We start from the raw sequence: 24073 nt of genomic DNA on the forward strand, positions 1-24073 counted from the left end.
TACCTGAACATTATTTAAAATCTTCAATCGCTTTATTCAGCAGATCGATCTGTTTATTAATGCTTGCGGCACTTTGAGGATTCTGTTTTAAAAGCTCCATTTTTTTATTCAGACCATCTTTCAGCATTTGGCTTATCATCATTTTTACCTGAGGGTTTTCACCAATCTGTCCTTTTGCCTGACCAAGAATTTTCGTGATGCTTTCTGTAGCTTTTACATTGTCTGAGGTCATAATCCAGTTGAATCCTTCTTCTGCAGATTTTCCAAGTTCAGGATTCTGGAATTTGATAAAAGGATAAAACGCTGCAAACTGCGCAATATTGGCCATTTGGGAAGTAACTTTATTCTTTACAATAATCGGAAGCATTTGTGCAGCCAGTGTTTCCGAAGCTCCTTCTAAATCAATTTTATCAGCATATGCCGCAGCTTTTGACGGATCAATAGCAACAATAGCTCCCACAGAACTTCCTTTTACGGCATTGGAGACCGCATTAATTCCTTTTTCAAATATCGGCATGTACTTTTTATCCTTTGTTTTTGCCAATGCTGAAATAGCTGCCGCCTGAACCAGTGTCTTAGGATCGTTAGAAGCTAATTTTTCAACATCTGAGCCTAAAGCCTTCAATTGCTCTGCATTGGAAAGATCCATAAGCTGTAACGCTTTTATCCTTGTTCTGAAGTAAGGATCTTTGATTGCTGCCGACAATAATTTAGTTGCTGCAGGATTTTTTCCGACCTGATCTTTAATACCATTTAAAGCATTGTATCTGCTTTTGAATTCTTTAGATCCCGTAAACTGCATCAGATACTGGTCAGGTGTTTTGGTATCGTTGATTTCTGCCAGTAAAACGCCGTCTGCATTAATGTTGACAAGATCTGCATTTTTAGAAACATCAAAGTTGAATGTATTTTTAACTTCCGCATTTACCCAAACGTTATATCTTTTAGGTTTTCCATTTTCGTAAACATCAATGGCCAGAGGAAACTGGAACGGCTGTTCCTGCGTCTGCTCAATGGTCACTGCAACTTGCTTTTTAACAGGTTCGAAAGTGTAGGAATAATTTATTTTCGGGTTTCCACTACCGAAATACCATTGATTGAAGAACCAATTCAGATCTTTTCCGGAAACTTTTTCGAATGAAAGTCTCAGCTGATGAGCTTCGGCATTCTGATATTCGTTGGTTTTAAGATAATCCTGCATTCCGGCAAAGAAAGCCTCATCGCCAAGATAGTTTCTGAGCATGTGAAGTATTCCTCCTCCTTTCTGATAGGTCACGAGGTCGAAAACATCTTCGCGGGAAGCGTAGTCAAATCGTACAAGATTCTTTTTAAAATCAGTTGGATTGTGGATGTACATATTCACATCTGTCATCTGATGATAGTCTGCCTGATCTTTTCCATACTTAAATTCATTCCATAGATACTCCGAATAGTTGGCAAAAGATTCGTTTACCGTAAGATTGCTCCAGCTTTCCGCTGTGACAAGATCACCAAACCAATGGTGAAACAATTCATGGGCAATGGTATCTTCCCAGGTGTTTTCATCAATTAATTGCCCGGGTTTCTGCAGGATATCACTTCCGTGAAGAGTGGCCGTTGTATTTTCCATTGCGCCGCTGACGTAGTTTCTCCCGGAAATCTGTGCATATTTGGCCCAAGGATAATCGTAACCCAGTTTTTTAGAGAAAAACTCGATCATTTCCGGCGTATTTCCGTAGATCTGCTTTGCATACGGTTCATATTCTTTTTCAATATAATAATCTACAGGAATGTTTCTCCATTTATCTTTTACAACAGCATATTCTCCCACACCCATGAAAAACAGGTAGGTAGAATGTCTTATATCCATCACCCAATGATCCGTTCTCAGGCCGTTTGATTCTTTTTGAGAATCTTTCAGGATACCGTTTGAAAGCGTAACATATTTGTCAGGAACCGTCATGTAGATTTCCTGAGTAGTCTTCTGATTGGGTTTATCAATGGTAGGAAACCATGCTGAAGAAGATTCTGTTTCGCCCTGCGTCCATATCTGGGTAGGCATATCTGGATCTTTGCCTTGTGCATTGATAAAGTACAATCCTTTTGCATCATTGATAGCAGCGCTTCCTTCCTGCTTCACTTCGTTTGGACGGGAAGTATATTTAATATAAACCGTGTAATCCTGGTTTTTCTGGTAGGTTTTATCTAAAGTGATTTTAAGAATATCGTCCTTATAATCATATTTTAACGGAGATTTTTTACCATTCGATTCTAATGCTACTTCATGAATCAGCATTCCTTTGGCATCGAGCGTGAGTTCGTTGGAAGGGTAAAAAAACGGTGATGCGGTGAGCCATTCTTCACCGTTCATCTGCTCTTTCTGATAATCGAAATTTACTTTAAGTTTGGTATGTTTAAGTTCAGTTACTTTGGTATGAGTAGCCCGGTAGACTTTTTCTCTTCCTGAAGTTTCGGTTTGTGCCGCTACATTGGTGGAAAAGAAAATTCCTAAAAGAGCGATCGATAAAATGGCTTTTTTCATTATGATTAAAAATTATTTCTTGGTTAAAATATCAAAAATATCATTAACTAACGTTTCGTAATCTCCTTTTTTGAACTGTTCTTTTGTTTTCGCAAAGGCTTTTTTAAGTTCACTTTCGGGATTTTCGTCGTCGATAATTTCTGCTGAATCTACACCTTTTAATTGAAGGATAACCGTTTTCAGGACTTCGATGTCTGCATTTTTTTCAATATTTATTTTTAAATATTTCATTGTTTTATTCTTTTGTGAATGTGTTTTTGGATTCTCCCTGCATGATGATGAACTGATTTTTTTCGGGATAAAAATTGATTTCTATTCCGTACATATCACATTTAAAGTTTGTGACAGAAGTTGCTTCGAGAGGAAATGCGCTTTGTCCGGTTGCCTGCGCCATCAGTTTTTTATCCTGAATAAAGATAGCAATTTTCACAGGTACTCCAACAGAAGCGTATGTTCCGGCGTATTTCTGAAGTATGTTTTCCGGAATGGTTATCGTCTTAAAATTGGGGATCTCAAAATCTTTTCCGGTTGCAACGGCCATCATTCTTGAAAAAATTTCATCGGAATCCATATCCTGTTGATTGACTGTAAAACTAACCGCTGTTTTCAATTCAGGAAAGTATACCAGCTCTGATCTGAAACCGTCAATGGCGCCGTTATGTCCAAATCCTGTATACTTTTCAAATGGGAATTTCACAAGGCCATATCCGTAATCATTAATAAAATGTTTCATTTTATCAACGTTTTCTTTTTTAATGAGTTTTCCCTGTTCCAGACCTAGAATAAAGATTAAAAGTTCTCTTGGAGTCGAAATGATATTTCCTGCTCCAATCGGAATGCTCATATCCGTTTCAGGTGCTGCGATATAACTTCCGCCAGAATACTGATAGGATTTCGCCTGATTTTTTGAAGTATCAATCTTTCCTCCAACGCTTGTTAAAGTCAGTTTTAATGGTTTTGCAATTTTATCTTTAATTAATTCTGCGTACGTTTTTTTATAGATTTTTTTAAGAATTAATCCCAGTAAAATAAAGTTTGAATTGCTGTATTCATATTTTGAACCCGGCTCAAAGTCACTTTTATATTTTTTAATGATATTTACCAGATCATTTCCTGTGTGAGGCTGAGTATAATATTGTAAAAATTCGGCTTCATCCGTTAAATTATGAATTCCTGTTCTGTGCTGCAGTAAATGTTCGATGGTAATTTTATCTGCATTACCAATTTCCGGATAAAAATCCGAAAGCTTTTTGTCTAAAGAGATCTTTTTATCTTCAACCGCTTTCATGATCAGAACTGCGGTAAAAGTTTTACTGATTGAGCCTATACGATATTGCGTATTTACGTTGGCCTTCTGATTTTTTTCTGCATCTGCAAATCCGACTACTTTTATAAAGGTAGGCCGATTATCTTCTGCCAGTGCAAAACTTCCCATTATTTTATGGTGTACAAACAGAGAATCCAGATAATTGGACATTTTATCTTTCACCGTATTCTGGGAGAAAACCATACCTGAAATACCCATTGCTGAAAGAAAAAGTAGCTTTTTAAACATATCTTGAGATTTACCGGATAAGTTGAAAATTTTCAGGAGATGTTACAAAAAAAGTGAAGTTTTACACTTCACTTGGTTTATTTTTTATTGCATTGAAATTTGATATAAGAGCCCATCTGTAAGCTCCTGGTTTTTTCTATTCTTGTAGTAAAGGACTGCTAAGATTAAAATCTTCATTAAATTAAATTGCTACGGGAGCCTTTATTCCCGGATGCGGATCATAATTTTCCAGCGTAAAATCTTCAAAATCAAAATCAAATAAGTCTTTAATTTGCGGATTAAGCTTCATTGTTGGAAGCGCTCGCGGCTCTCTGGAAAGCTGTTTATGAACCTGTTCAAAATGATTGTTATAAATATGAACATCTCCAAAAGTATGCACATAATCTCCTACTTCGAGATCACAAACCTGTGCTACCATCATCAGCAATAACGCATAGCTTGCAATATTAAAAGGAACTCCCAAAAAGACATCAGCGCTTCTCTGATAAAGCTGTAAAGATAATTTTCCATCCGCTACATAAAACTGGAATAGAGCATGACACGGAGCCAGAGCCATATTCGGGATTTCTGCAACGTTCCATGCAGAAACAATTAATCTTCTGGAATCCGGATTTTTTTTGATCTGATCAACCACGTCCGTAATCTGGTCGATCACTTTACCGTCCGCGCCGTTCCAGCTTCTCCACTGTGCTCCGTAAACAGGTCCGAGATTTCCGTTTTCATCGGCCCATTCATCCCAGATGGATACTCCGTTATTTTTAAGATATTTAACATTGGTATCGCCTTTCAGAAACCAGAGCAATTCATAAATTATAGATTTCAGATGTACTTTTTTCGTCGTTACCAAAGGAAAGCCTTTAGAAAGGTCATATCTCAGCTGATATCCGAAGACGCTTCTTGTGCCGGTTCCCGTCCTGTCGGTTTTATCAGTTCCGTTATCTAAAATATACTGTAAAAGATCTAAATAGTTCTGCATCTGAAAAAGAATTTTAAGGTTCAAATTTAAAGAAAGTATTCCGAAATTATATGAAAAAAGCATCCATTTTGATGGACGCTTTCTATTGCTGAAAATCAAATTGTATTAAACTGCCGTATAGCCACCATCTACAAGATAATAGCCTCCCGTCATAAAAGATGATTTTTCTGAACTCAGGAATAACACCAGTTCTGCTACTTCTTCAGGTTTTCCCAGTCTTCCCATCGGATGTTTTGAGATCAGTGCTTCCTTCATTTCCTTTGTCAGACTTTCCAACAGCGGGGTTTCAATATATGCAGGCCCCACCGCATTGCAACGGATATTTTTCTGTCCGTATTCTGCTCCTATATTTTTAGTAAGCCCTACCACTGCGTGCTTTGCAGAAGTGTAGGCTGAGGAAAGCGGTGCAGCAACAGTACCATGAATAGAGGCCATATTCACAATAACTCCGCCCCCATTTTTTTCCATTTGTTCTAACTCATATTTGCACCCGTAGAATACGCCATCAAGATTTATGCTTAATACTTTTCGCCAGCTGTCGAGACCGTAATCGCCTGCCAGCGCCTGTTCGCCACCGATTCCCGCATTATTACATGCAATATCAAGTCTTCCGTAGATTTCTACTGTTCTTTTTACTAAAGCTTCCACTTCTTCAGGGTTTGAAGTATCTGCTTTTACAAAAGACGCTTCCCCGCCTTGTGCTTTGATGTCTCCGACTGCTTTGTTACCGTGATCTTCATTAATATCGGATACAATAACTTTGGCTCCTTCTCTCGCATACGAATGAGCAACAGCTAATCCGATTCCGGATCCTGCTCCTGTAACAAGTGCTACTTTGTTGTCTAAAATTCCCATATTGATTTTATTAATTGGTGATAATTGATACCACAATTTACGACAAAATACCGGTATTGCTTCTAAAGTAAGCAATAAAATTTTCTTAAATTATGGTTAAATATTATTTAAACAAGAAAACACTTATCCGGCGTTTACCAAATCTGCTTAATAGTCTGAGTAATGCTGTTCAGAGAAAAACTTTGTCCGTTACTTAATCCTGCCATTGATTTAGCTAATGGGGACTCTCCTGAAACGGTCATTACTTTACGGTTATCACAAATTACTTCTCCTATGGAAGCAACAATATAAAACAAACCTTTTTCAGTCTCTACCAACGCCCCGCTTTGTACTTTTGAGCAAGATTCGGGGCTTATTTTTTGTAGCAAGGCCTGCTGATTCAGCGTTTCATTCAACTGTCTCTGCAGATTATTAATTTCCTGCTGGAGCATTTCTCTGCCGGTTTCATATTTGTCGCCCATTGAACTTTTAGTATCATTGTTTGAAGCACGGGTATCTTCGATCAGCTGTTCAAATTTCTGAATTTTATCTATAAGTTTATTTTTTATGATATCTAATAATTTTGATTTATCCATAACTGAATTCATTTCACATAATTACCCAAATGTATTAATAATTAATTTTAAAAATTTAATGCCGCTTTTTCCGGTAGACTTATTCAGCACAGTACATTTTGTGGTCTTTGAAATACAGACATTTAACATAAAAATATTTTTATCACTACTATTTGAAAATTTTCTAAATTTGACTAATGTTTATCATTTTTAATAAAATAATCAATTCAAAAAAAGACAATCATTTATAAAACCTGTTAATTTTAATAAGAACACTATGAAAAAAAAATTAATTATTGTAATATCAGCTATTTATTCGTGCATGGCTTTAGCTCAGGTAGGGATAAATACACAAACACCACATCCATCTTCGCTATTGGATCTTAATTCAGATACAAAAGGACTTCTTTTACCAAGAATTACTACTGCTGCGGCCAACAACCTCTCCAGTACGGCAAGTGAGGGTCTTGTTGTTTTTGATAAAGATAAAAAGGCTTTTATTGGATGGGACGGAACAAAATGGCAAAACCTGGGTTATGAAGAAATTAATACCGTTCCTTCTGCGACCAATGTAACCATCGGTGGAAATTATACTATAGGTTCTGTACTTACAGGGAATTATACATTCTCTGATGCGGAAAGTAATCCTGACAATGCAACGACTTTCGTATGGAGAAGAGCAGATGATGCAACAGGTAGTAATATTGCTACGATTGGTTCTGCTACCTCTCAAAATTATACCACGGGCGCTTCGGACCTTAATAAATTCATTCAGGTCTGTGTAACTCCAGGTTCATTAGTTGGGGCTTCACCTGGCATACAAAAATGTTCTGCGTGGGGCGGGCCTGTTGGCGCAAACCAGGCTCCTGTTGCTACTGGTGTAACAATTTCAGGAAATGCAATACAGGGCCAAACTCTTACCGGAAACTATACTTACAATGATGCCGAAGGAAATGCACAGGGAACTTCCACTTTCAGATGGACACGTTCTGATGATGCATCAGGAACTAACGAAACAACAATAGCAGGGGCAAATGGAATTACATACGCTGTAGGACCCGGTGATGTTGGAAAATATATTAAATTCTATGTCACCCCTATTGCAATATCAGGTACAACAACGGGTGCAGAAGCAGGTTCTGCATTTAAAGGGCCTGTAATAAATCTGACAACAGGTACTATTTTTTCACAAGGATTTGAGACAGGTGATATAGTAAATTATACAACCTCAGGATTTTTTACAGGAGGCTTAAACTTCACTTCAGGGACAACAGCAGCAAGCGGAGATGCACCGGCTTCGTCCCCTTTATTTTCAACAGGGTCAAGAGGTTATGGATACTCTAATTCAACGACCGGTACAGTGACAAGTACCTATGTTGAATTTAACACCGTAGATGCGTCAAGCTATACCAATAATATTACTTTCAGTTTTGATGTGGCAGCATTTTCCATAGCAAGTACTACCAACGGAATGGAAAGCAGTGATCTTGTGTCGGTAGAAATAAGTACTGACGGCGGAGCAACGTATGCAACCAAACTTACGCTACTTGGAGGAAATTCTTCAACCGGCTCAAATGTAAGATGGGCATTTACAGGCACAGGCACGGGCACCAACAGTTACTCTTCATCAAATCTTAATGTTAGCTCTTCTAACACCTCAACTTCTTCAGGGATTACGTTTACCGGAACCCAGGCAATAACAAAGCTATCGGTGACGGGAATTCCAAACTCGAGCCAGCTCCGTATAAGAATTGGCTTAAGAAATAATGCCTCTTCTGAACTTTGGGCTATTGATAATGTACAGCTGGTTGCTCTATAGATAACCAATCATTCTCTACAAAAAAATCTCCGCCTGTCCATGCGGAGATTTTTATATGAATTACTTTTCAAAAACAGCATAATCGCCGGGTTGGAAATTAAAGTGCTTCCCTTCCTGAAAATCTCTGTTCATCTTGGTGAAAACATTTTTGAATGATCCGGACAGATGCTCGTCTTCAATATTGAAGTCAACAGGATCTTTTGACATATTTAAAACAACCAAGACTTCATGATTACTGTTTTTTCTTAGGTATGCAAATACTTTATCATTAGCAGTTGTATTCAGAAGATAGGTTCCGACATTAGGGTCTCCGCCTCTTAAAGCAGGATTTGATGATTTAAGGTTTAATAAAGTCTTATAAAACTCTGCCATCTGGTAATTATTAGTCCATTCTATAGGATCTTTTTCAAAGAATTCAAGTCTTTTCATATTGGGAAGTTCCTGTCCGGAGTAGAGCAAAGGAATTCCGTTCCATGTTGCAGAAAAGACTGCCATTGGCTTGGTGATCACACCATATTTTTCATATTCGGTACCGTTCCATGAGTTTTCGTCGTGATTGGAGGTAAACCAGGCTCTCATAGAACCATCTCCGATATTGGAGTATTGTATAAGAAGATCTTTCAGTTCCTGTATGGGCAGATTTTTCTTATAATAGTCTTCTGATTTGTGCATCCACTTCCATGAATAGCTTGCATCAAAGACTTTTCCATATTCCGGGTTTTCGAGTTCATCATATTCCCCAATCCAGAAGAGCGGCTTTATTTTTTCAACTTCAGGACGTGCCTGCTGCCAGAAATCTACTTCAACCCAAGAGGCAAGATCACAACGGAAACCGTCAATATCGGTTTCACGGATCCAGAATTTCATGGCATCAATCATTGCGAGCCTCATTTCCTGATTTTTATAATCCAGTTCTATGATATCATCCATTCCTGATGCACGGTGAAAACTTCCATCAGGATCTTTCAGATAAAATTCGGGATGTGTTTTTGTCCAGACGTGATCCCATCCTGTATGATTCGCTACCCAGTCGATGATGACTTTAAATCCCAAACGATGAGCTTCGTTTACCATATGCTTAAAATCATCCATTGTTCCGAACTCGGGATTGATAGATGTGTAATCTGCCGCGGCATACTGACTTCCCAGGCTTCCTTTTTTGTTTTGCTGTGCAATGGGAGTAACCGGCATAAACCAAAGGGTTTTCACACCCATCGCTTTTAGTCTCGGCATTTCCTTTTCAAAGGCTTTGAATGTTCCTTCTTTTGTATATTGTCTTACATTAACTTCATAAATATTGGTGGTGTGCTTCCATTCTTTAGGCTGTTCCGTCATTTTTCTTGTTGTATTTTGAGTGGCACAGGAAACGATTCCCAAGCCCATTATCGTTAATAGAATTAATTTTTTCATTATTTCTCTTTTAACAAAAATAACAATTGTGATTGGAATAAGAGAATTGTGGATGTCTAATTTTAGAATGCAGAACATTTCACTTTCAGTTCAGACGATTAAAATCCCGCTTCATTGATTTTTTAACAGTATTAATTTTTTCATGTCGACTGCCCTAGCCCTGATCGCAGCTTTGTCTGAGCTCATTTTTAATTTTTCAGCGCGGCTGTCGCCGTCGCCGAAAAATTAAAAATAGCGAGTGCGGAGAGCAGGAAATAGCTTCCAATAAAATATATATTGCTTTTCGATGTAATCAAATAGCTCCTTTAAAAAATATCAATAATACAATTCGACGAAGTCAAAAAGCTTCAAATAAAAGATCTTAATATCAAATTATCCTTAAAGTAAAGACCAGACTGGAAATATCAATAAGATTCCGAAAATTTTGGCAATAAAAAAGCCCTGAATTTCAGGGCTGTATATTTATTATCTTTCGTCATCGTTGTCTTCATCATCAAAAACATCGTCATTGTAATCTTCTTCTTCCTCATCATCGAAATTATCGTCGTCTTCATCTTCAAAATTACCACTAACGGCAAAATCATCTTCGAAGCTGAAATCATCATCCAGCAACGGCATGGCAGATTTCTTTTTAGACCCTCCCGTTCCGCTTTTGCTTGGTGCTTTTAAAGGCACGTTTCCGAATCGGTATACGGTAATCGGGTAATTTACGCCTTTTGTTTCATCTATAATTTCGATCAATTCGCAGAAAAATTCCCAAAGATCGAGAAGTCCGTACTGAAACTGAGCTTTATCACCTTTATTTTCGAAAGCTTCATCGATGTAAACATCCGACATAATCTCTCCATCGCCATCGTCACTCATATCTTCCAACGGAACACTTTTTACGATCGTTCCGTCTTCTTCCAGTAAATTAAAAGCTGAAAGCTCGTCTCCCTGCAAGCTGAACGCACTTTTAATTCCTAAATGTAAGTTCCATAGCGTCTGTTTTCCTTTAACTTCGATATCCCGGAAAATATCTTCTTTCGCATCTAATATTACGCGGATTTTGTAAACCATCAGTTTAAAATTACTTTTTTGCCTTTGTTATTATGATAAATCTCTGTTGCAAATATAAAATAAATGAGATGTGACAAAAAAATATTTCAGGATTTTTTAAAATATTTTTTTTCCTTACATTTTGCAAAAATTATTTACTTTTTTCAAGCATAAAACTGAATTTCGTTCCTTCAAGGTATACGCTTTCAACCGTGATATTTTCATTATGAGCTTCCAGAATATGCTTTACGATGGCCAATCCTAATCCTGAACCACCTTCTCTCCTGCTGCGGCTGGTTTCCACACGGTAAAATCTTTCAAAAATCCTTGGAAGACTTTCTGCTTTGATCCCCATTCCATTGTCGATAACTTCAATCAGGACTTTATTTTTCAGAATGTTCGTTTTTACCACTACTTTTGCTTCCTGCCTGTTGGCATAATGGATGGCATTGGAAATAAGGTTGATAAAAACCTGCGAAATCTTCTGTTTATCCGCCTCTACAAAAATCTGCGGATGGAGGGTCTGAATCTGCATGGTAGCATTGTGCTTTTCAGCTTCAAGATCAAGGAGGTCAAAAATTTCCCTGATAAGAAGGTTGACGTCAAATTTTGAAACGTTAAGATTTATTTCTCCTGCCTCCAGACGGTTAATCATATCAAGATCGGTAACGATGGCAATAAGCCTTTCTACCGACTTATCAATTCTCTCCAGGTATTTGTCGCGGATGGTAAGGTTGTCTACTCCGCCATCCCGCAGGGTTTCCACATACCCCTGGATGGAAAATAAAGGCGTTTTAAGCTCATGAGAAACGTTTCCTATATATTCCTTACGATAGCTTTCCATTTCCTTCATCATGTCCAGCTCAGTAACCTTTTTCTGATTTAAATCTGAAAATCTTTCTCCAAGTTCTTTGATGGTAATGTTTTCGGCATCATCGTGAACAATCTCCTGAGGTAACAGCAGCGAAAGTCCGCGGACCTGTTTTTTACCATAGTAATTGAACAGCAGCTCCAAAACAATATAATTAATGATAAAGATAAAAATAAGGCAAATGAAAAGACCAATCTTAAAGAAAGGTGTACTGTAATACATGTCTTTTAGCGAATCGAAAATGATTACTAAAAGAAACATCACCAATGTCAGAAGACAAGAGGCTACAAGGGTAAGTCTGTAAAATTTCAATTTTACAATTTTTATGGGTTGATGTAAAGGTAAGAAAATGAAATTGAGTATTAAACAATAAGTTTATACCCAATCCCTTTTAAAGTCTGAATCGTGTTGATTCCTAATTTTTCTCTTAATCTTCTGATATGTACGTCAATCGTTCTCTCTCCCACGATCACGTCATTTCCCCACACCTTTTCCAGGATTTCTTCTCTTTTGAATACTTTCTCCGTATTGGAAGCAAGTAAGTAAAGAAGATCAAACTCCTTTTTCGGAAGCAGAAACTGCTGCCCGCTTTTCGATACTCTGAAATTGTCTTTATCAATGATCAGATCACCGATCTCAATAAGCTTGGAATTGTCCGAAACCTGAGAAGTAAGCTGTAATAAAGCATTTACTTTAGAAATAAGGATTTTCGGTTTGATAAGCTTTACGATATAATCGTTTGCTCCTGCCTGAAAACCTGCCAGCTGAGAGAATTCTTCGCTTCTTGCTGAAAGAAAAACGATCAGTGTTTTCTGAAGTTCCTTAATCTTACGAAGTTCCTGACATGTTTCAATACCGTCTTTCTCCGGCATCATGACATCCAATAGTATAAGATCGGGAACAATTTCTTTGGCTTTATCGATACCTTCGTTACCATTTGTGGCCGTATAGATATCATAGCCTTCCTTTTCCAGATTGTAAGACAGAATCTCTAAAATATCCAATTCATCGTCTATTAAGAGGATTTTCTTTTGGTTCATTTCTAATTTTTACGCGTCAAAGTTAATAATATTTTAATCACAGTTTAATAAAAGGAACATCGTTCACATAAAGTTAACAATAATATCTTTTTCTTAATGTTTAGTTAAGAAAAAATTAAATTTCCCTAAACCATTTACCCCACAGATTCTTTCTTCCTTTGCACCGAAAGTTATATAGTAAAAAAGAAATGAATTTTAGAAAACTGAGTATCGCAGTTTTGTTTTTAACAACATCGGGAACTGTACTTTACGCTCAAGAGACCACGAACGACACCCTAAAGAAAGAGAAAAAAATCGAAGGTGTAGTCATTAAAGGATCTACTAAAAAAGGAACTGAAGCCAATCTTATCAATTTGCAAAAAAAATCTGTAGAAGTAATTGAACGTGTAGGTTCTGTACAGCTTGCAAAACAAGGGGTCGGTGATGCAGCAACAGCTGTAACCAAAGCTACCGGAACCACTAAACAAGAAGGAAGCGGACAAATTTTCGTAAGAGGTCTTGGTGACAGATATAACAGTACTACATTAAACGGATTGCCAATTCCTTCCGACGATCCGGAATACAAAAACATCAATCTTGAGATCTTTAAGACGTCAATGATTGAATATATTTCGTTAGATAAAGTGTACAACCCGAAAATGCTTGGAGACTTTGGTGGAGCGAATGTAAATATCGTTTCCAGAGAGCATTCAGGAAAGCCTTATTTCAAAATAGGTTTGGGAAGCAGTATTAACCTTCAGACATTTGACAAAAAAGATTTCAAAGTGCAGGACGGTGCTCCGGGATTCTTCGGATATAAGGAAACCACTTTTACCAAAGGAAATCCTTATCAGAAATATCCTTTCCAGACGACATGGAATTTTAAAAATGCACAAAATCCTTTCAACACAGATATGAATATTGAAGGGGGTGCTACTTTCGGAAAGCTTTCCTTATTTGCTTATGCCGGATTTGAAAACTCTTATGAATACAGCCAGGGACAGGAAGGGTACTACTTCTTTGACAATACGCCGAGTAAGAACTACACAGACGTACAGCGTTTTAATTATAAAACCAATACTACAGCTCTAGTAAACTTAGGATATAAAATTAATGCCAACCATAAAATAAGCTTTACCTCAAACTATATCCACTCGTCTGACCAGTCAGCGAAAATTTATAAAGGATATTCCTATGATGTAGACAGAAATGTGATTATCAACCGTGGTGATAACAAGATCACAACCACATGGGTAAACCAGTTATTAGGAACCCATAAATTGGGAGACACATGGTCTGCAGACTGGGCTTTAGGTTACAATATGCTGAACAGTAAAAGGCCGGACCGTCTTCAGAATACCATTGATGCCACAAACTCTCAGCTCATTGCAGGAAGCGCCATCAACAACCACAGGTATTTTGATGAACTGAAAGACAATACAGTATTAGGACACGCTTATCTTACCAAAACGTTTGAAAAATTCAAAGTAACCGTAGGATATGACGGACAGTATAAGGACAGAAAATTTGAAAATACTACCATTGGAATGAACTTCAGCAATGTAGTACCGGTAGATCCTAATAATATCGACGGATATATCAATGCAGGAAACAATTCATTATTCTCCTATATCACTTTCCAGCCAACTGATAAATTATTCAATCCTTTTTATTATACTGCAAAGCAGAATATCCAGTCCGGTTTAGCCAATGTGGATATTACCCTTTCAGATAAATTTATCATCCAGGTTGGTGGCCGTTTTGATTATATCGACATGCAGATGAAATGGCTGGATCCCATTGCACAGGATGGTAAAAAGAACAAGCAATACAACAAATTCTTACCTGCCTTGAACGCGAAATACAGCATCAACGACAAGCAGAATTTGAGATTTGCCTTCTCCAAATCATATACATTACCTCAGGCAAAAGAAATTATTCCTATTGCTTACTATGATGTAACAACGAATACCTACGGTAACCAGTTCCTTAATCCGTCCGACAATTACAATGCAGACCTTAAGTGGGAATTATTCCCAAGATCCGGTGAGGTTATTTCAGTTACAGCTTTTGGAAAATACATCCAGAATGCCATTGCAAGAACAAGCTATGCTAGTTCGGCTCCAAGTGACATGACATATTTCAACATTTCAGATTGGGGGTATATTGTAGGAGCGGAAGCCGAATTCAGAAAAGACCTTTATTCCTGGAATGACTCTAAAATTTATACATTCCTTAATGCTACTTACATGCATTCTGAACAGGAATTTAAATCTGAGAACGAAATTGCAAAAGAAAACGGAGGCAAAACCATTGTATTCAATACTGAAAAAGATAAAATCCAGGGAGTTGCAGATCTTATTGCCAACGTAAACTTAGGATACAACTACAAATGGAATAATGTAAACAGTTTAGATTTTGTAGTTTCTTATTCACACATCGGAAGAAGTCTTTATTCCGTGGGAACAGGATTTATCGGAAATTTTTATGAAGTACCCAGAGAGATTCTTGATATGAATTTAAGTTTCACATTAAACAAAATCGGTATCGGGATTTCTGCAAAAAATTTATTGAATCCTCACTTCAAAATTGAGCAGGAAAATACCACGCAGACCTTCATCCACAAAGACTATACAAAAGGTCGTCAGTTAGGATTAAACCTGTCGTATAAATTTTAATAAAAATAAAAATCTATAAAAGTTATGAAAAAAACAATCTTAAAAGCAGCTCTTTTCTTTTCATTAGTTGGAGCATTTTCATCAGTAGCCGTTTCTTGTAGCAATTCTGATGACGACGACTCTACAGAAACAATTTCTACCATCGATCCAAGCAACTTTAAAGGAAATATTGCTGCGGGAACTACCGTAACATTAGACCCTTCAAAAGTATATACCATCACCGGTAAATTAATGGTTGAGAACGGTGCAAGCCTTATCATCCCTGCAGGAACAAGAATTACTGTAGCAGAAGGTGCCAATTATTTAATCGTAGACAGAGGTGGTAAAATCTTTGTAAACGGTACTGCTTCAAACCCGGTTGTTTTTGAGGGTACTGCCCACAAACAAGGACACTGGGGGGGTATTGTTATCTTAGGAAATGCTCCTAGTAACAGAACTTCATCCGGAACATCAACTTCAGAATTGGGTGATTTAACGTACGGAGGAACAAACACAGCTGATAATTCAGGTATTATTAAGTATCTTATTATTAAAGACAGCGGATTCAAATATAATCCTGAAAAAGAATTTAACGGACTTTCTCTTTTCGGAGTGGGCAGCGGAACTACAATTTCTTATGTATACGTAACTGTAGGTGCTGATGATGGTATTGAATGTTTCGGAGGAAACGCAAACCTTGATCACATTGTTGTAACAGGTGTGGGTGATGATTCTTTCGACTGGACTGAAGGATACAGAGGTACTGTAAATTACATTTACGCTGCCAGAATGAAAGCATATCAAACCGCTGCAGAACCAGGAAACAGAGGTATTGAAGCAGATACTCAGGATACAAACCCGAACACTACTTTCGGAAACGGTGCTTCTAATCCTGTCATCAACAACGCCACGTTCTTAGGAAACACGGGAGGATCTGAATCTCAGGGCATGAAAGTAAGAGCAGGATCTAACGGTCAGTTTGACAACATCGTTTTGGCAAACTATTCAACAGGTCTTGATTTCGAAACAGACAGAACTTTAACATGGTTCCAGGGTGGTTCTTACATCAAAAACCTGAGATTTGTAAATGTTGCTACAAAATCTAAAGCTAAAAATACTGCCGGTACAGCCGTAGATATCAGTTCTGTATACACTGAAAATACATCTGCAACAGGTGCAGGTAGCGGAACAGCTTTACCAGATTGGGCTAAAGGGTGGACTGGCCTTTCCAGCTTCGACGTAACAGATGCTATGAATTAGTAATTAGTTTTATCATATCAAATTAAAAAAAACGGCATCGGAATTTTTCCGGTGCCGTTTTGTGTTTATTGAATAAATCTGTATTTCTGCTGATCCGGATTATGGAAATACAGAGAAAAATGGTAATTTGGTCTTCTGAAATAAAACAGCATTTAAAAACTCCATTAAGCATAATAACCTTACAATATTATGAGAAAAAACTATCTGAAGCTCTTCATTGCAGCTGCCGTTATAAGCTTTTCATCCATCATCCACTCATGTTCGGAAGATGAAGACACAGCCACCATTGAAGTGGTGGGAATTGCACAGGATCCGGCAAATTTCAAAGGTGAGGTTACCGATGGCCAGGTGGTTACTCTTGATGCGACAAAAGTGTATGTACTCAATGGAGCAGTACGGGTGAAATCCGGTGGTAAGCTTGTGATTCCGGCAGGAACAAGAATCGTGGCTACAGCAGGAGCAGAATCCTATGTTGTAATAGAACAGGGCGGACAGATCTTTGCTAATGGAACCCCGGCATCTCCCGTAACATTCAATTCCTCGGCAGCGGCTGCAGGAACATGGGGAGGCGTCATGATATGTGGCAGAGCACCCATCAATACCGGTACAACAGCTACTTCCGAAGTTGGAAATGCTTCGTATGGCGGAACAGCTGCTACAGACAATTCGGGATCATTAACGTATGTGAGAATTGAAAACGCAGGAATCAGCTACGCTACCGATAAAAACTTCAATGGCCTGTCACTGTATGGTGTAGGAAGTGATACGAAAGTTGAAAATATAGCCGTTGTAAATGGCGCTGAAGACGGGATCCAAATGTATGGCGGAACAGTAAATATTTCCAATATTGTTTCCATCAGCAATGCAGACGATGCCTTTGTCTGGACAGACGGATGGATAGGAACTGCTACCAATCTCTATACCAAAAGAAGAACCAGCGGTACAGGAAATACCGGGATCAAAGGACTCAATAATGCAACAAACGCAGATGCCTCTCCAAGGTCTAATCCGATTATTAAAAATGTTACCATTCTTGGCGGGACATCAGGAGAATCGCAGGCAATAAGACTGTATTCAGGAACATATGCCAATTTTGACAATGTAGTGCTTTCTAACTGGACAGACGGTTTCAGCCTTGAAAATAATTCCACGGTAACCTATATCAATGGGCAGAGCAAAATCCAGAATGTCTTTTTTGATACCAATGTTACCAACAAAATGACAGCGAAAGCAACCGATGGTTCCACGGTAACCATTCTGCCATCAACGTACACCGAAAAATCTGATGCTACCGGTGCAGGAAACAAGCTGGCGAGCCCGGCCTGGGCAATTGGATGGTCTACCCTACAATAAATTTGTTTAAATAATAATGGCAGCGGCACCGGAAGATCCGGTGCCGCTGCTTTGAATAATCTTTCAGAACCTGTAAAAAACGCCACAGATATGTAATAAACATTGCCAGCCCTTTTAAAAATAGATCCGAAATTATAATGTATCCCTGCCGAGATGTATAATACTTCATTGCCGGTTTCACGAACGTCATCTACGAGGTTTCGAATATCAAAATACACGTTGAATAACCTGTCGGAACCCCTAAAACAACATCAGCTATATGCAGCATTAAATAAAAAAGGATGAAGTTTAACCTCATCCTTTTATTATTAATTATTTCTTTAAAGTTTCAAGTTCCTTTTTTAATCTTAAATTTTCCTCTTTTAACATTTCATTCTGTTCTTTCAACAAAGTTATATAATCATTTACATGTTCAGAAAATGAGTAATACTTGTTATAATTTCCCGAGTTATCATTGAAAGTTGAATTTTCGTTTCTGATCAAATTTCTTGAATTTTCTTGAATTTCTTCTACAGGAACTTCCAGAGCTGCTGCTATTTTCTCCCATTCATCATTGAAAATTTTTGTCTCACCTCTTTCTTTACGAGAATAATTTGACGTATCTGTCGATAATATTTTTGCCATATTCTTCTGGGATATACCTTTTTGTTTTCTAATATTCCTTAGTTTTTCATACACCATCATAATGTTTTTTACAAATATCTGAAAATTTGCGCAAATTGTACAAAATAATTGCAAAAAAATCGCAAATATATCTCATATGTGTTACTAATCTTTTTTAGATATTTGATAAATCAATATTGATAACATTAAAAGCTTTTTGAAGTACGTAATTCAGTATAAGCAAACAATTTATTAATTAAAAATTCTATATTACGATGAAAAAACAATTTTTTCTATTTATCGCCTTACTGGCTTTCAGTTTTTATTACTGCAATGACAATAACCTATTTTACAAAAATGATTTAAAGGAAATTAAAACTAACATTGTTATTGTGCAAAAAGAATACAATAATAAAGTTTATGATTTAAGAGTTACTGTAGGAGAAAGTTTTTTAGGAAAATTATCTTCTTTATCAATTGAGGTTTTGGGAAATGATAAATCTTTGGAAAAAGCTTTACTAGCTAACCGAGAAAAAATCAATCAAAATATTAAAAACATTATTTCAAATTTGAATACAGTGAGAACACTTGCTGCTGGTCCAGTATCTACTGTTGGAAATTGTGTATCAAGGTGCACAGCTACATGGCATTGCTATGATAAGCCCACTGAAACAGGTACGGCATTATGTGCTTTAGATTGTGCATTAGAATGTAGTGGTGCCTAATGAAAAGTAGCATTATAATATTTCTTTTTTTCCTCTATTCCTCATGTTTTGTGGATGCACAATCATTAGTGGTACAATATGTTTATTCAAAGCGAATAATGAAGGATAGCATTAAAATCACTTCACAAAATACCTTTTTAAACATTAAAGAAAATACTTCTACTTTTTTTAGTGAAGCACCATATTTATCTGATTCAATAATAGCATCAGATCAAAAAGCCGGTAGAAAAATAAATTTTAAAGCATTACCTGGAGATTTGCTTGGGTGTTATATTAAAAAGGATATACCATCTAAAAAAATCATTTACTATTCTGATGAGTTTGATGAGCATGAATATAATTATGAGGAAAATCCTAGTTTTAAATGGGAAATAGCTAAAGAAAGCAAAGAAATTTTAGGGTTTAAAGCATATGCTGCTTCCACAAAATATGCAGGAAGAAAATATTATGCATATTTTACAACAGAACTACCTATTCAGGATGGACCTTATAAGTTTTGTGGATTACCTGGTTTAATTCTCGAAATATTTGATGAAAAAAACGACCATCATTTTTTGGCAATTGGTATTTCAAAAGAAAAGAAAATTTCTATTGATGATCATATTATAAAAAGAAAATATATTGAAACTTCAAAAGAAAAATTTATTGAAATGAGAAAAAACCATACTGAAGCTCCGTTAAAGAGAATGTTTGAGATGATGAATAGTAACCAGATTTATGAAAAAAAAGATGCAAATGGTAACATCATTGATATAAGGAAAGTACTTGGCGAAACTCAAAGAAAAATGATTGAAGAATATAAAAATGAAAACAAAATTGAACTTTAAAAACAACTATTATGAAAAATAATTTTTTAATTGCATTCTTACTTTTACTATGCACACTTGCTACAATTAAAGCGAATACTAATGACATAGTTAGAAACGACAAAGAGTATTTCAGCTCGTTTAAGAAAAATGAACAACCTGAAAATAAGAAATTCATTGTTCTTACTAAAAACTCCGAAGCCTTAGGTGATTCTTATTATGTTATCTACAAAGAAAATTCTCACGGCGAAGGTTTTTACTTTAAAGTTGTGTTGGATAAAAATGAAAAACCAATTGCGACATATTATGCAAATGATGGAGATAAAAAAATTTCAGATTCAACAATAAAAAATCTTAAAAGCCTTTTATCCGGTCCGGATAAAGCTTTAGAAACCGTTAGTGAAACACCTACTCAATGTGTAACCAAGTGTCATCGAACTAACGGATGTTATGACAAGCCTACTTCAACAGGCGTTTTACTCTGCTCACTCGAGTGCGGTATTCAGTGTGCATAATTTAAATAAAACCTCTTTCAAAAGTTTGAAAGAGGTCCTTTTATTATTTAAGAATATTCAAATTTTCGTACGGCTTCCAGCGTCCTATCGATTTCTTTATCCCTGATGGCATCACTGATAAAGTACGTTTCATAGCCGCTTGGCGGAAGATAAATTCCGTTCGTCAGCATCTGATGGAAGAAATTATTAAACAAGGCATGATTGGCTTCCTGCGCTTCATCAAAATTAGAAACCCTGTTAATATCGAAAAACACAGACATCATTGACCCTTTTCGGTTGATTTTATGAGGAATTCCTTTTTCATTTAAAATTTTTCCGATTTCAAAATCCAGTGTTTCGGTTGTTTTTGCCAGGCGATTGAAAAATTCAGGATCATTTTTAATCAGCTGAAGCGTTTTTAATCCGGCTCTCATGGCCAGAGGATTTCCGCTAAGTGTTCCTGCCTGATAAACACCTCCTTTTGGAGCAAGATGATCCATGATCTCGTTTCTTCCTGCAAAAGCGCCTACCGGAAGTCCACCACCGATTACTTTTCCATAGGTTACCAAATCAGCTTTTACATTAAAAAGCTCCTGAGCACCTCCGAAAGCAAGCCTGAAACCAGTCATTACCTCATCGAAGATTAATAAAGCTCCGTTTTCATCACAGATGGTTCTCAATTTCTGAAGAAATTCGTTTTCAGGAAGAACACAGCCCATATTTCCGGCTACAGGTTCAATAATGACTGCTGCAATTTCACCCTGATTATGCCTAAAAAGATCTTCTACCTGCTCAAAATCGTTATATCTTGCCAGTAACGTATCTTTTGCCGTTCCTGCCGTTACTCCCGGAGAATTCGGATTTCCGAAGGTAGCAGCACCACTCCCCGCCTTTATCAGGAATGAATCTGAATGCCCGTGATAACAGCCTTCGAATTTTACGATTTTATCTCTTCCTGTAAAACCTCTCGCCAGACGCACTGCACTCATGCATGCTTCCGTTCCCGAAGAAACCATTCTGATCTGGTCTATATTCGGAACATTTTCCACGATGAATTTTGCAATTTCAGTTTCCAGTTCTGTAGGAGCTCCGAAGGAAAAACCTTTCTCTGCCTGAATTTTCAATTCTTCTAAAACTTCGGGATGGGTATGGCCTAAAATAGCAGGTCCCCAGGAATTAATATAATCAATATACGTGTTGTCATCGGCGTCGGTAAGATAAGCCCCTTTTGCAGATTTCATAAAAACCGGAACTCCTCCTACGGATTTGAATGCCCGGACCGGGGAATTTACTCCTCCCGGAATGTATTGGTACGCTTCATCAAATAAAGCTGAACTTCTTTGGTATTTCATATATAGTTGTTGGTTAATGGCTGATTGTTGTCAGTTTATCAATCAACCAACAACAATGACCATCAACGAATTAATTTCTTGGTTTTTTATCAATTAAATAAATCAATTGTCCGGCAGAAGGCTTCTGCCCTGCATCCATCCTGTTTTTAGCGTACAGTTTATTCAATTTGATCCCGAATTTCTGGGCGATATCATGCATATCTTCCCCTGCTTCGGCTTTATAGGTTGCTGTATTTCCATCAGAATTTTTAGATTCCAGGAATACAATATCATTTTTGTATAGAACATCACCTTCCAGCTCGTTCCATTTTATAAGTTTGCTTTCGCTTATTTTAAATTTTTTCGCGATAAATTCCAGATTGGTATCTTCAGGAATTACAATGTATTTCAGGCCGTCGTTCGGGTGGGTTTTAATGAGAATAGAATTAAGAACTTCCGATTTTGTTCTGATTCTTTCCACCCTTTTCTGCTGTTGCGCATAAGAAGTCTGTTTATAGGGCACTTCAACGATTACAGGCTCTTTTGTTTTTTTGGTATATTTTTCCGTTTCCAGCTGTGCCATAAAGGTTCTGTCATCCTTAAGATTCGGATACATTTTTAGCACCGCATACAGCACTTCTTTTGAGCTGGTATTATCAAATTCGTATAACCTGTATTTTTCTATTTTACCGATTAGTATGGAAGCATATCTCGGATTGGTTGCGTATCCTGCTTTTTTAAGTCCGGTTGCCCACGCTTTGTAATCCTTCATATCCAGGTTGAAAAGATTGGCGTAGTATTTTCTTGTCGACAAAAATATGGAATGATCTTCATACGACTGACGCGGATCGTCATATACCCGGAAACACTCATTGGGAGCGTCATCGGTGTGCTTCATCGTTTTTCCGGTCCAGTCATCTTTGCATTTGATTCCGAAATGGTTCTTGCCTTCCAGCGCCAGCCGGCTTTGTCCGCCACCTGTCTCCAGAAGTCCCTGTGCAAGGGTAATAGAAGCAGGAATTTTATACTTTTCCATTTCTTCTACAGCATATTTGGCAAATTTCTGGATGTATTGATCTTCAGTTGCCCAGGTCTGAGCCGAAAATTTTGATAAAACTAAAAGGCTTACGAGTAAGAAAAGTCTTTTCATCTTATAATTTTTATTGTTTTAAACTGAAAGATGGGACACTTAGTGTTTCCTATTTTCAATTTTACTTATATAATTAAATTTCTGTTCTGTTTTTCCAACAATAAATTTGCGCCTTCAATTCCCTGTAATCCACCGGTGTGGAAGCACAAAATTTTACTATTCTCGGGAAAATATCCTTCTTCAATCATTTCTAAAACCTTCTGCATCATTTTTCCTGTATAGATCGGTTCCAGCGGAATTCCGTAATCTCTCTTAAAATCATTGATAAAACGGATATTCTCATCATTTATTTTACCATAACCCCCAAAGGAAGAATTTATTAGACTGAAATTCCGCTTTGAAGTTAATTTAGCAATCGTTTCTTCCAAACTACGATCCATCACCGCCTGAAATCCCATAACTTTCTGATTCTCTTCACAAAATTCTGAGATTCCTGAAATGGTTCCTCCCGTTCCAACTGCGGTGCAAAGATAATCAAAATCTTTTGTTTCGTCATTGAGCATCATTTTTATGCCTTTTACCGCCTCTTCGTTGGTGCCACCTTCGGGAACGACAAGCGCGTCCGGAAATTCGGATTTTAAAAATTCGGTAAGTTTTTCCTTGTGCCTGTATTCTTCACGGCTTACAAACTGAAGGTTCATTCCGTTTTTTCTGGCAAAAACTAAGGTTGGATTTTCACGCCATTTGTCTTTAAGCTCTTCTCCCCTGATCATACCTAAAGTAGGAATTCCGGTGAGATTTCCTACTGCAGAAACTGCCGCAATATGATTGGAAAATGCACCTCCAAAAGTAATGATATAAGGCTTTTCCGGGTTTTGGGTCAAATAATTATTGATATTAAAAAATAGCTTCCAGTATTTGTTTCCTGAAATATCAGGATGAATGAGGTCTTCTCTTTTGATGAAAAGTTTAACCTTTTTATCAATCGGGATTTCCTGGATCGGGATTTTTTGTGCCGGAAGCTGTAATATCATTGTATCCTGAATCTATTGTACAAAAATAGTATTTTTTGTTTTTTTAAACTTTTCTATGGATTTAACGTTGTCGTTTTAATAAAAATTTAATTTTTTGTGAAT

Annotated in this window: 21 protein-coding genes; 7 read left to right on the top strand and 14 right to left on the bottom strand. The window is 37.1% G+C overall.

Annotation, left to right across the window (positions count from 1 at the left end; genetic code table 11):
* Positions 1-10 precede the first annotated feature (10 nt).
* The 6 genes from ODE14_RS09620 to ODE14_RS09645 all read right to left on the bottom strand — a co-directional run bounded on the left by ODE14_RS09620 (position 11) and on the right by ODE14_RS09645 (position 6482).
* Entirely contained in the window at positions 11-2521 is a 2511-nt protein-coding gene (locus ODE14_RS09620; protein WP_263601295.1) for a M1 family metallopeptidase, read from the bottom strand.
* Positions 2522-2533: 12 nt separating this feature from the next.
* Positions 2534-2752, bottom strand: a complete 219-nt coding sequence (locus tag ODE14_RS09625) for a hypothetical protein (protein ID WP_248391585.1) — start codon at positions 2750-2752, stop codon at positions 2534-2536.
* 4 nt (positions 2753-2756) lie between these two features.
* Entirely contained in the window at positions 2757-4076 is a 1320-nt protein-coding gene (locus ODE14_RS09630) for a serine hydrolase domain-containing protein (RefSeq protein WP_263601296.1), read from the bottom strand.
* Positions 4077-4257: 181 nt separating this feature from the next.
* Positions 4258-5052, bottom strand: a complete 795-nt coding sequence (locus ODE14_RS09635) for a thymidylate synthase (protein WP_263601297.1) — start codon at positions 5050-5052, stop codon at positions 4258-4260.
* A gap of 105 nt (positions 5053-5157) precedes the next feature.
* A complete protein-coding gene (locus tag ODE14_RS09640; protein WP_263601298.1) occupies positions 5158-5907 on the bottom strand; it encodes an SDR family NAD(P)-dependent oxidoreductase in 750 nt (249 codons plus the stop codon).
* 134 nt (positions 5908-6041) lie between these two features.
* A complete protein-coding gene (locus tag ODE14_RS09645) occupies positions 6042-6482 on the bottom strand; it encodes a hypothetical protein (RefSeq protein ID WP_263601299.1) in 441 nt (146 codons plus the stop codon).
* A gap of 256 nt (positions 6483-6738) precedes the next feature.
* On the opposite strand from ODE14_RS09645, the gene ODE14_RS09650 reads away from it, so the two are divergent.
* Positions 6739-8280, top strand: a complete 1542-nt coding sequence (locus ODE14_RS09650; RefSeq protein ID WP_263601300.1) for a hypothetical protein — start codon at positions 6739-6741, stop codon at positions 8278-8280.
* Between the two features lie 60 nt (positions 8281-8340).
* On the opposite strand, the gene ODE14_RS09655 is transcribed toward ODE14_RS09650, so the two are convergent.
* The 4 genes from ODE14_RS09655 to ODE14_RS09670 all read right to left on the bottom strand — a co-directional run bounded on the left by ODE14_RS09655 (position 8341) and on the right by ODE14_RS09670 (position 12639).
* Entirely contained in the window at positions 8341-9690 is a 1350-nt protein-coding gene (locus tag ODE14_RS09655) for an alpha-amylase family glycosyl hydrolase (RefSeq protein ID WP_263601301.1), read from the bottom strand.
* A gap of 465 nt (positions 9691-10155) precedes the next feature.
* Positions 10156-10749 carry a plasmid pRiA4b ORF-3 family protein gene (locus ODE14_RS09660; protein WP_248391571.1) on the bottom strand — a complete coding sequence of 198 codons (594 nt, stop codon included), beginning with the start codon at positions 10747-10749 and terminating at the stop codon, positions 10156-10158.
* Between the two features lie 130 nt (positions 10750-10879).
* Positions 10880-11911, bottom strand: a complete 1032-nt coding sequence (locus ODE14_RS09665) for a sensor histidine kinase (protein ID WP_248391569.1) — start codon at positions 11909-11911, stop codon at positions 10880-10882.
* A gap of 50 nt (positions 11912-11961) precedes the next feature.
* Complete coding sequence (locus tag ODE14_RS09670) at positions 11962-12639, bottom strand: response regulator (RefSeq protein ID WP_072885369.1); 678 nt, start codon at positions 12637-12639, stop codon at positions 11962-11964.
* 188 nt (positions 12640-12827) lie between these two features.
* Between ODE14_RS09670 and ODE14_RS09675 the strand changes: the two genes are divergently transcribed.
* From ODE14_RS09675 to ODE14_RS09685, 3 genes are all read left to right on the top strand, one after another.
* A complete protein-coding gene (locus ODE14_RS09675; RefSeq protein ID WP_263601302.1) occupies positions 12828-15296 on the top strand; it encodes a TonB-dependent receptor domain-containing protein in 2469 nt (822 codons plus the stop codon).
* A 24-nt stretch (positions 15297-15320) separates the two neighbouring features.
* The gene (locus tag ODE14_RS09680; protein WP_263601303.1) at positions 15321-16535 is read left to right on the top strand and encodes a hypothetical protein; all 1215 of its coding nucleotides are present in this window, start codon (positions 15321-15323) and stop codon (positions 16533-16535) included.
* A gap of 189 nt (positions 16536-16724) precedes the next feature.
* Complete coding sequence (locus ODE14_RS09685; protein ID WP_263601304.1) at positions 16725-17888, top strand: hypothetical protein; 1164 nt, start codon at positions 16725-16727, stop codon at positions 17886-17888.
* Positions 17889-18200: 312 nt separating this feature from the next.
* On the opposite strand, the gene ODE14_RS09690 is transcribed toward ODE14_RS09685, so the two are convergent.
* A complete protein-coding gene (locus ODE14_RS09690; RefSeq protein WP_318173648.1) occupies positions 18201-18572 on the bottom strand; it encodes a helix-turn-helix domain-containing protein in 372 nt (123 codons plus the stop codon).
* Positions 18573-18766: 194 nt separating this feature from the next.
* Here ODE14_RS09690 and ODE14_RS09695 point away from each other — a divergent pair, with 194 nt between their 5' ends.
* From ODE14_RS09695 to ODE14_RS09705, 3 genes are read left to right on the top strand one after another with little or no spacing between them, the layout of a single operon-like run.
* A complete protein-coding gene (locus ODE14_RS09695) occupies positions 18767-19216 on the top strand; it encodes a hypothetical protein (protein ID WP_263601305.1) in 450 nt (149 codons plus the stop codon).
* Positions 19216-20043: a GLPGLI family protein gene (locus tag ODE14_RS09700; protein WP_263601306.1), complete on the top strand. Its 828-nt coding sequence runs from the start codon at positions 19216-19218 to the stop codon at positions 20041-20043. The genes ODE14_RS09695 and ODE14_RS09700 overlap by 1 nt, the downstream gene beginning before the upstream one ends.
* 11 nt (positions 20044-20054) lie before the next feature.
* Entirely contained in the window at positions 20055-20537 is a 483-nt protein-coding gene (locus tag ODE14_RS09705) for a hypothetical protein (RefSeq protein WP_263601307.1), read from the top strand.
* A gap of 47 nt (positions 20538-20584) precedes the next feature.
* Here the strand turns inward: ODE14_RS09705 and hemL are convergent, their stop codons facing one another.
* The 3 genes from hemL to ODE14_RS09720 all read right to left on the bottom strand — a co-directional run bounded on the left by hemL (position 20585) and on the right by ODE14_RS09720 (position 23971).
* A complete protein-coding gene (gene hemL / locus ODE14_RS09710; protein WP_263601308.1) occupies positions 20585-21868 on the bottom strand; it encodes a glutamate-1-semialdehyde 2,1-aminomutase in 1284 nt (427 codons plus the stop codon).
* A gap of 70 nt (positions 21869-21938) precedes the next feature.
* A complete protein-coding gene (locus ODE14_RS09715; protein ID WP_263601309.1) occupies positions 21939-22997 on the bottom strand; it encodes a glucosaminidase domain-containing protein in 1059 nt (352 codons plus the stop codon).
* Between the two features lie 65 nt (positions 22998-23062).
* Positions 23063-23971 (bottom strand): 1-aminocyclopropane-1-carboxylate deaminase/D-cysteine desulfhydrase, encoded by a 909-nt coding sequence (locus ODE14_RS09720; RefSeq protein ID WP_263601310.1) that lies wholly within the window; start codon positions 23969-23971, stop codon positions 23063-23065.
* Positions 23972-24073: the final 102 nt, after the last annotated feature.

Source organism: Chryseobacterium sp. PET-29 (genome assembly GCF_025736815.1).
Lineage (GTDB): Bacteria > Bacteroidota > Bacteroidia > Flavobacteriales > Weeksellaceae > Chryseobacterium > Chryseobacterium nepalense.

Excerpts from the sequence above, each read along its gene's own strand:
- ODE14_RS09620 (WP_263601295.1), bottom strand. The coding sequence starts at position 2,521 with ATGAAAAAAGCCATTTTATCGATCGCTCTTTTAGGAATTTTCTTTTCC.
- ODE14_RS09625 (WP_248391585.1), bottom strand. The coding sequence starts at position 2,752 with ATGAAATATTTAAAAATAAATATTGAAAAAAATGCAGACATCGAAGTC.
- ODE14_RS09630 (WP_263601296.1), bottom strand. The coding sequence starts at position 4,076 with ATGTTTAAAAAGCTACTTTTTCTTTCAGCAATGGGTATTTCAGGTATG.
- ODE14_RS09635 (WP_263601297.1), bottom strand. The coding sequence starts at position 5,052 with ATGCAGAACTATTTAGATCTTTTACAGTATATTTTAGATAACGGAACT.
- ODE14_RS09640 (WP_263601298.1), bottom strand. The coding sequence starts at position 5,907 with ATGGGAATTTTAGACAACAAAGTAGCACTTGTTACAGGAGCAGGATCC.
- ODE14_RS09645 (WP_263601299.1), bottom strand. The coding sequence starts at position 6,482 with ATGGATAAATCAAAATTATTAGATATCATAAAAAATAAACTTATAGAT.
- ODE14_RS09650 (WP_263601300.1), top strand. The coding sequence starts at position 6,739 with ATGAAAAAAAAATTAATTATTGTAATATCAGCTATTTATTCGTGCATG.
- ODE14_RS09655 (WP_263601301.1), bottom strand. The coding sequence starts at position 9,690 with ATGAAAAAATTAATTCTATTAACGATAATGGGCTTGGGAATCGTTTCC.
- ODE14_RS09660 (WP_248391571.1), bottom strand. The coding sequence starts at position 10,749 with ATGGTTTACAAAATCCGCGTAATATTAGATGCGAAAGAAGATATTTTC.
- ODE14_RS09670 (WP_072885369.1), bottom strand. The coding sequence starts at position 12,639 with ATGAACCAAAAGAAAATCCTCTTAATAGACGATGAATTGGATATTTTA.
- ODE14_RS09675 (WP_263601302.1), top strand. The coding sequence starts at position 12,828 with ATGAATTTTAGAAAACTGAGTATCGCAGTTTTGTTTTTAACAACATCG.
- ODE14_RS09680 (WP_263601303.1), top strand. The coding sequence starts at position 15,321 with ATGAAAAAAACAATCTTAAAAGCAGCTCTTTTCTTTTCATTAGTTGGA.
- ODE14_RS09685 (WP_263601304.1), top strand. The coding sequence starts at position 16,725 with ATGAGAAAAAACTATCTGAAGCTCTTCATTGCAGCTGCCGTTATAAGC.
- ODE14_RS09690 (WP_318173648.1), bottom strand. The coding sequence starts at position 18,572 with ATGATGGTGTATGAAAAACTAAGGAATATTAGAAAACAAAAAGGTATA.
- ODE14_RS09695 (WP_263601305.1), top strand. The coding sequence starts at position 18,767 with ATGAAAAAACAATTTTTTCTATTTATCGCCTTACTGGCTTTCAGTTTT.
- ODE14_RS09700 (WP_263601306.1), top strand. The coding sequence starts at position 19,216 with ATGAAAAGTAGCATTATAATATTTCTTTTTTTCCTCTATTCCTCATGT.
- ODE14_RS09705 (WP_263601307.1), top strand. The coding sequence starts at position 20,055 with ATGAAAAATAATTTTTTAATTGCATTCTTACTTTTACTATGCACACTT.
- hemL (WP_263601308.1), bottom strand. The coding sequence starts at position 21,868 with ATGAAATACCAAAGAAGTTCAGCTTTATTTGATGAAGCGTACCAATAC.
- ODE14_RS09715 (WP_263601309.1), bottom strand. The coding sequence starts at position 22,997 with ATGAAAAGACTTTTCTTACTCGTAAGCCTTTTAGTTTTATCAAAATTT.
- ODE14_RS09720 (WP_263601310.1), bottom strand. The coding sequence starts at position 23,971 with ATGATATTACAGCTTCCGGCACAAAAAATCCCGATCCAGGAAATCCCG.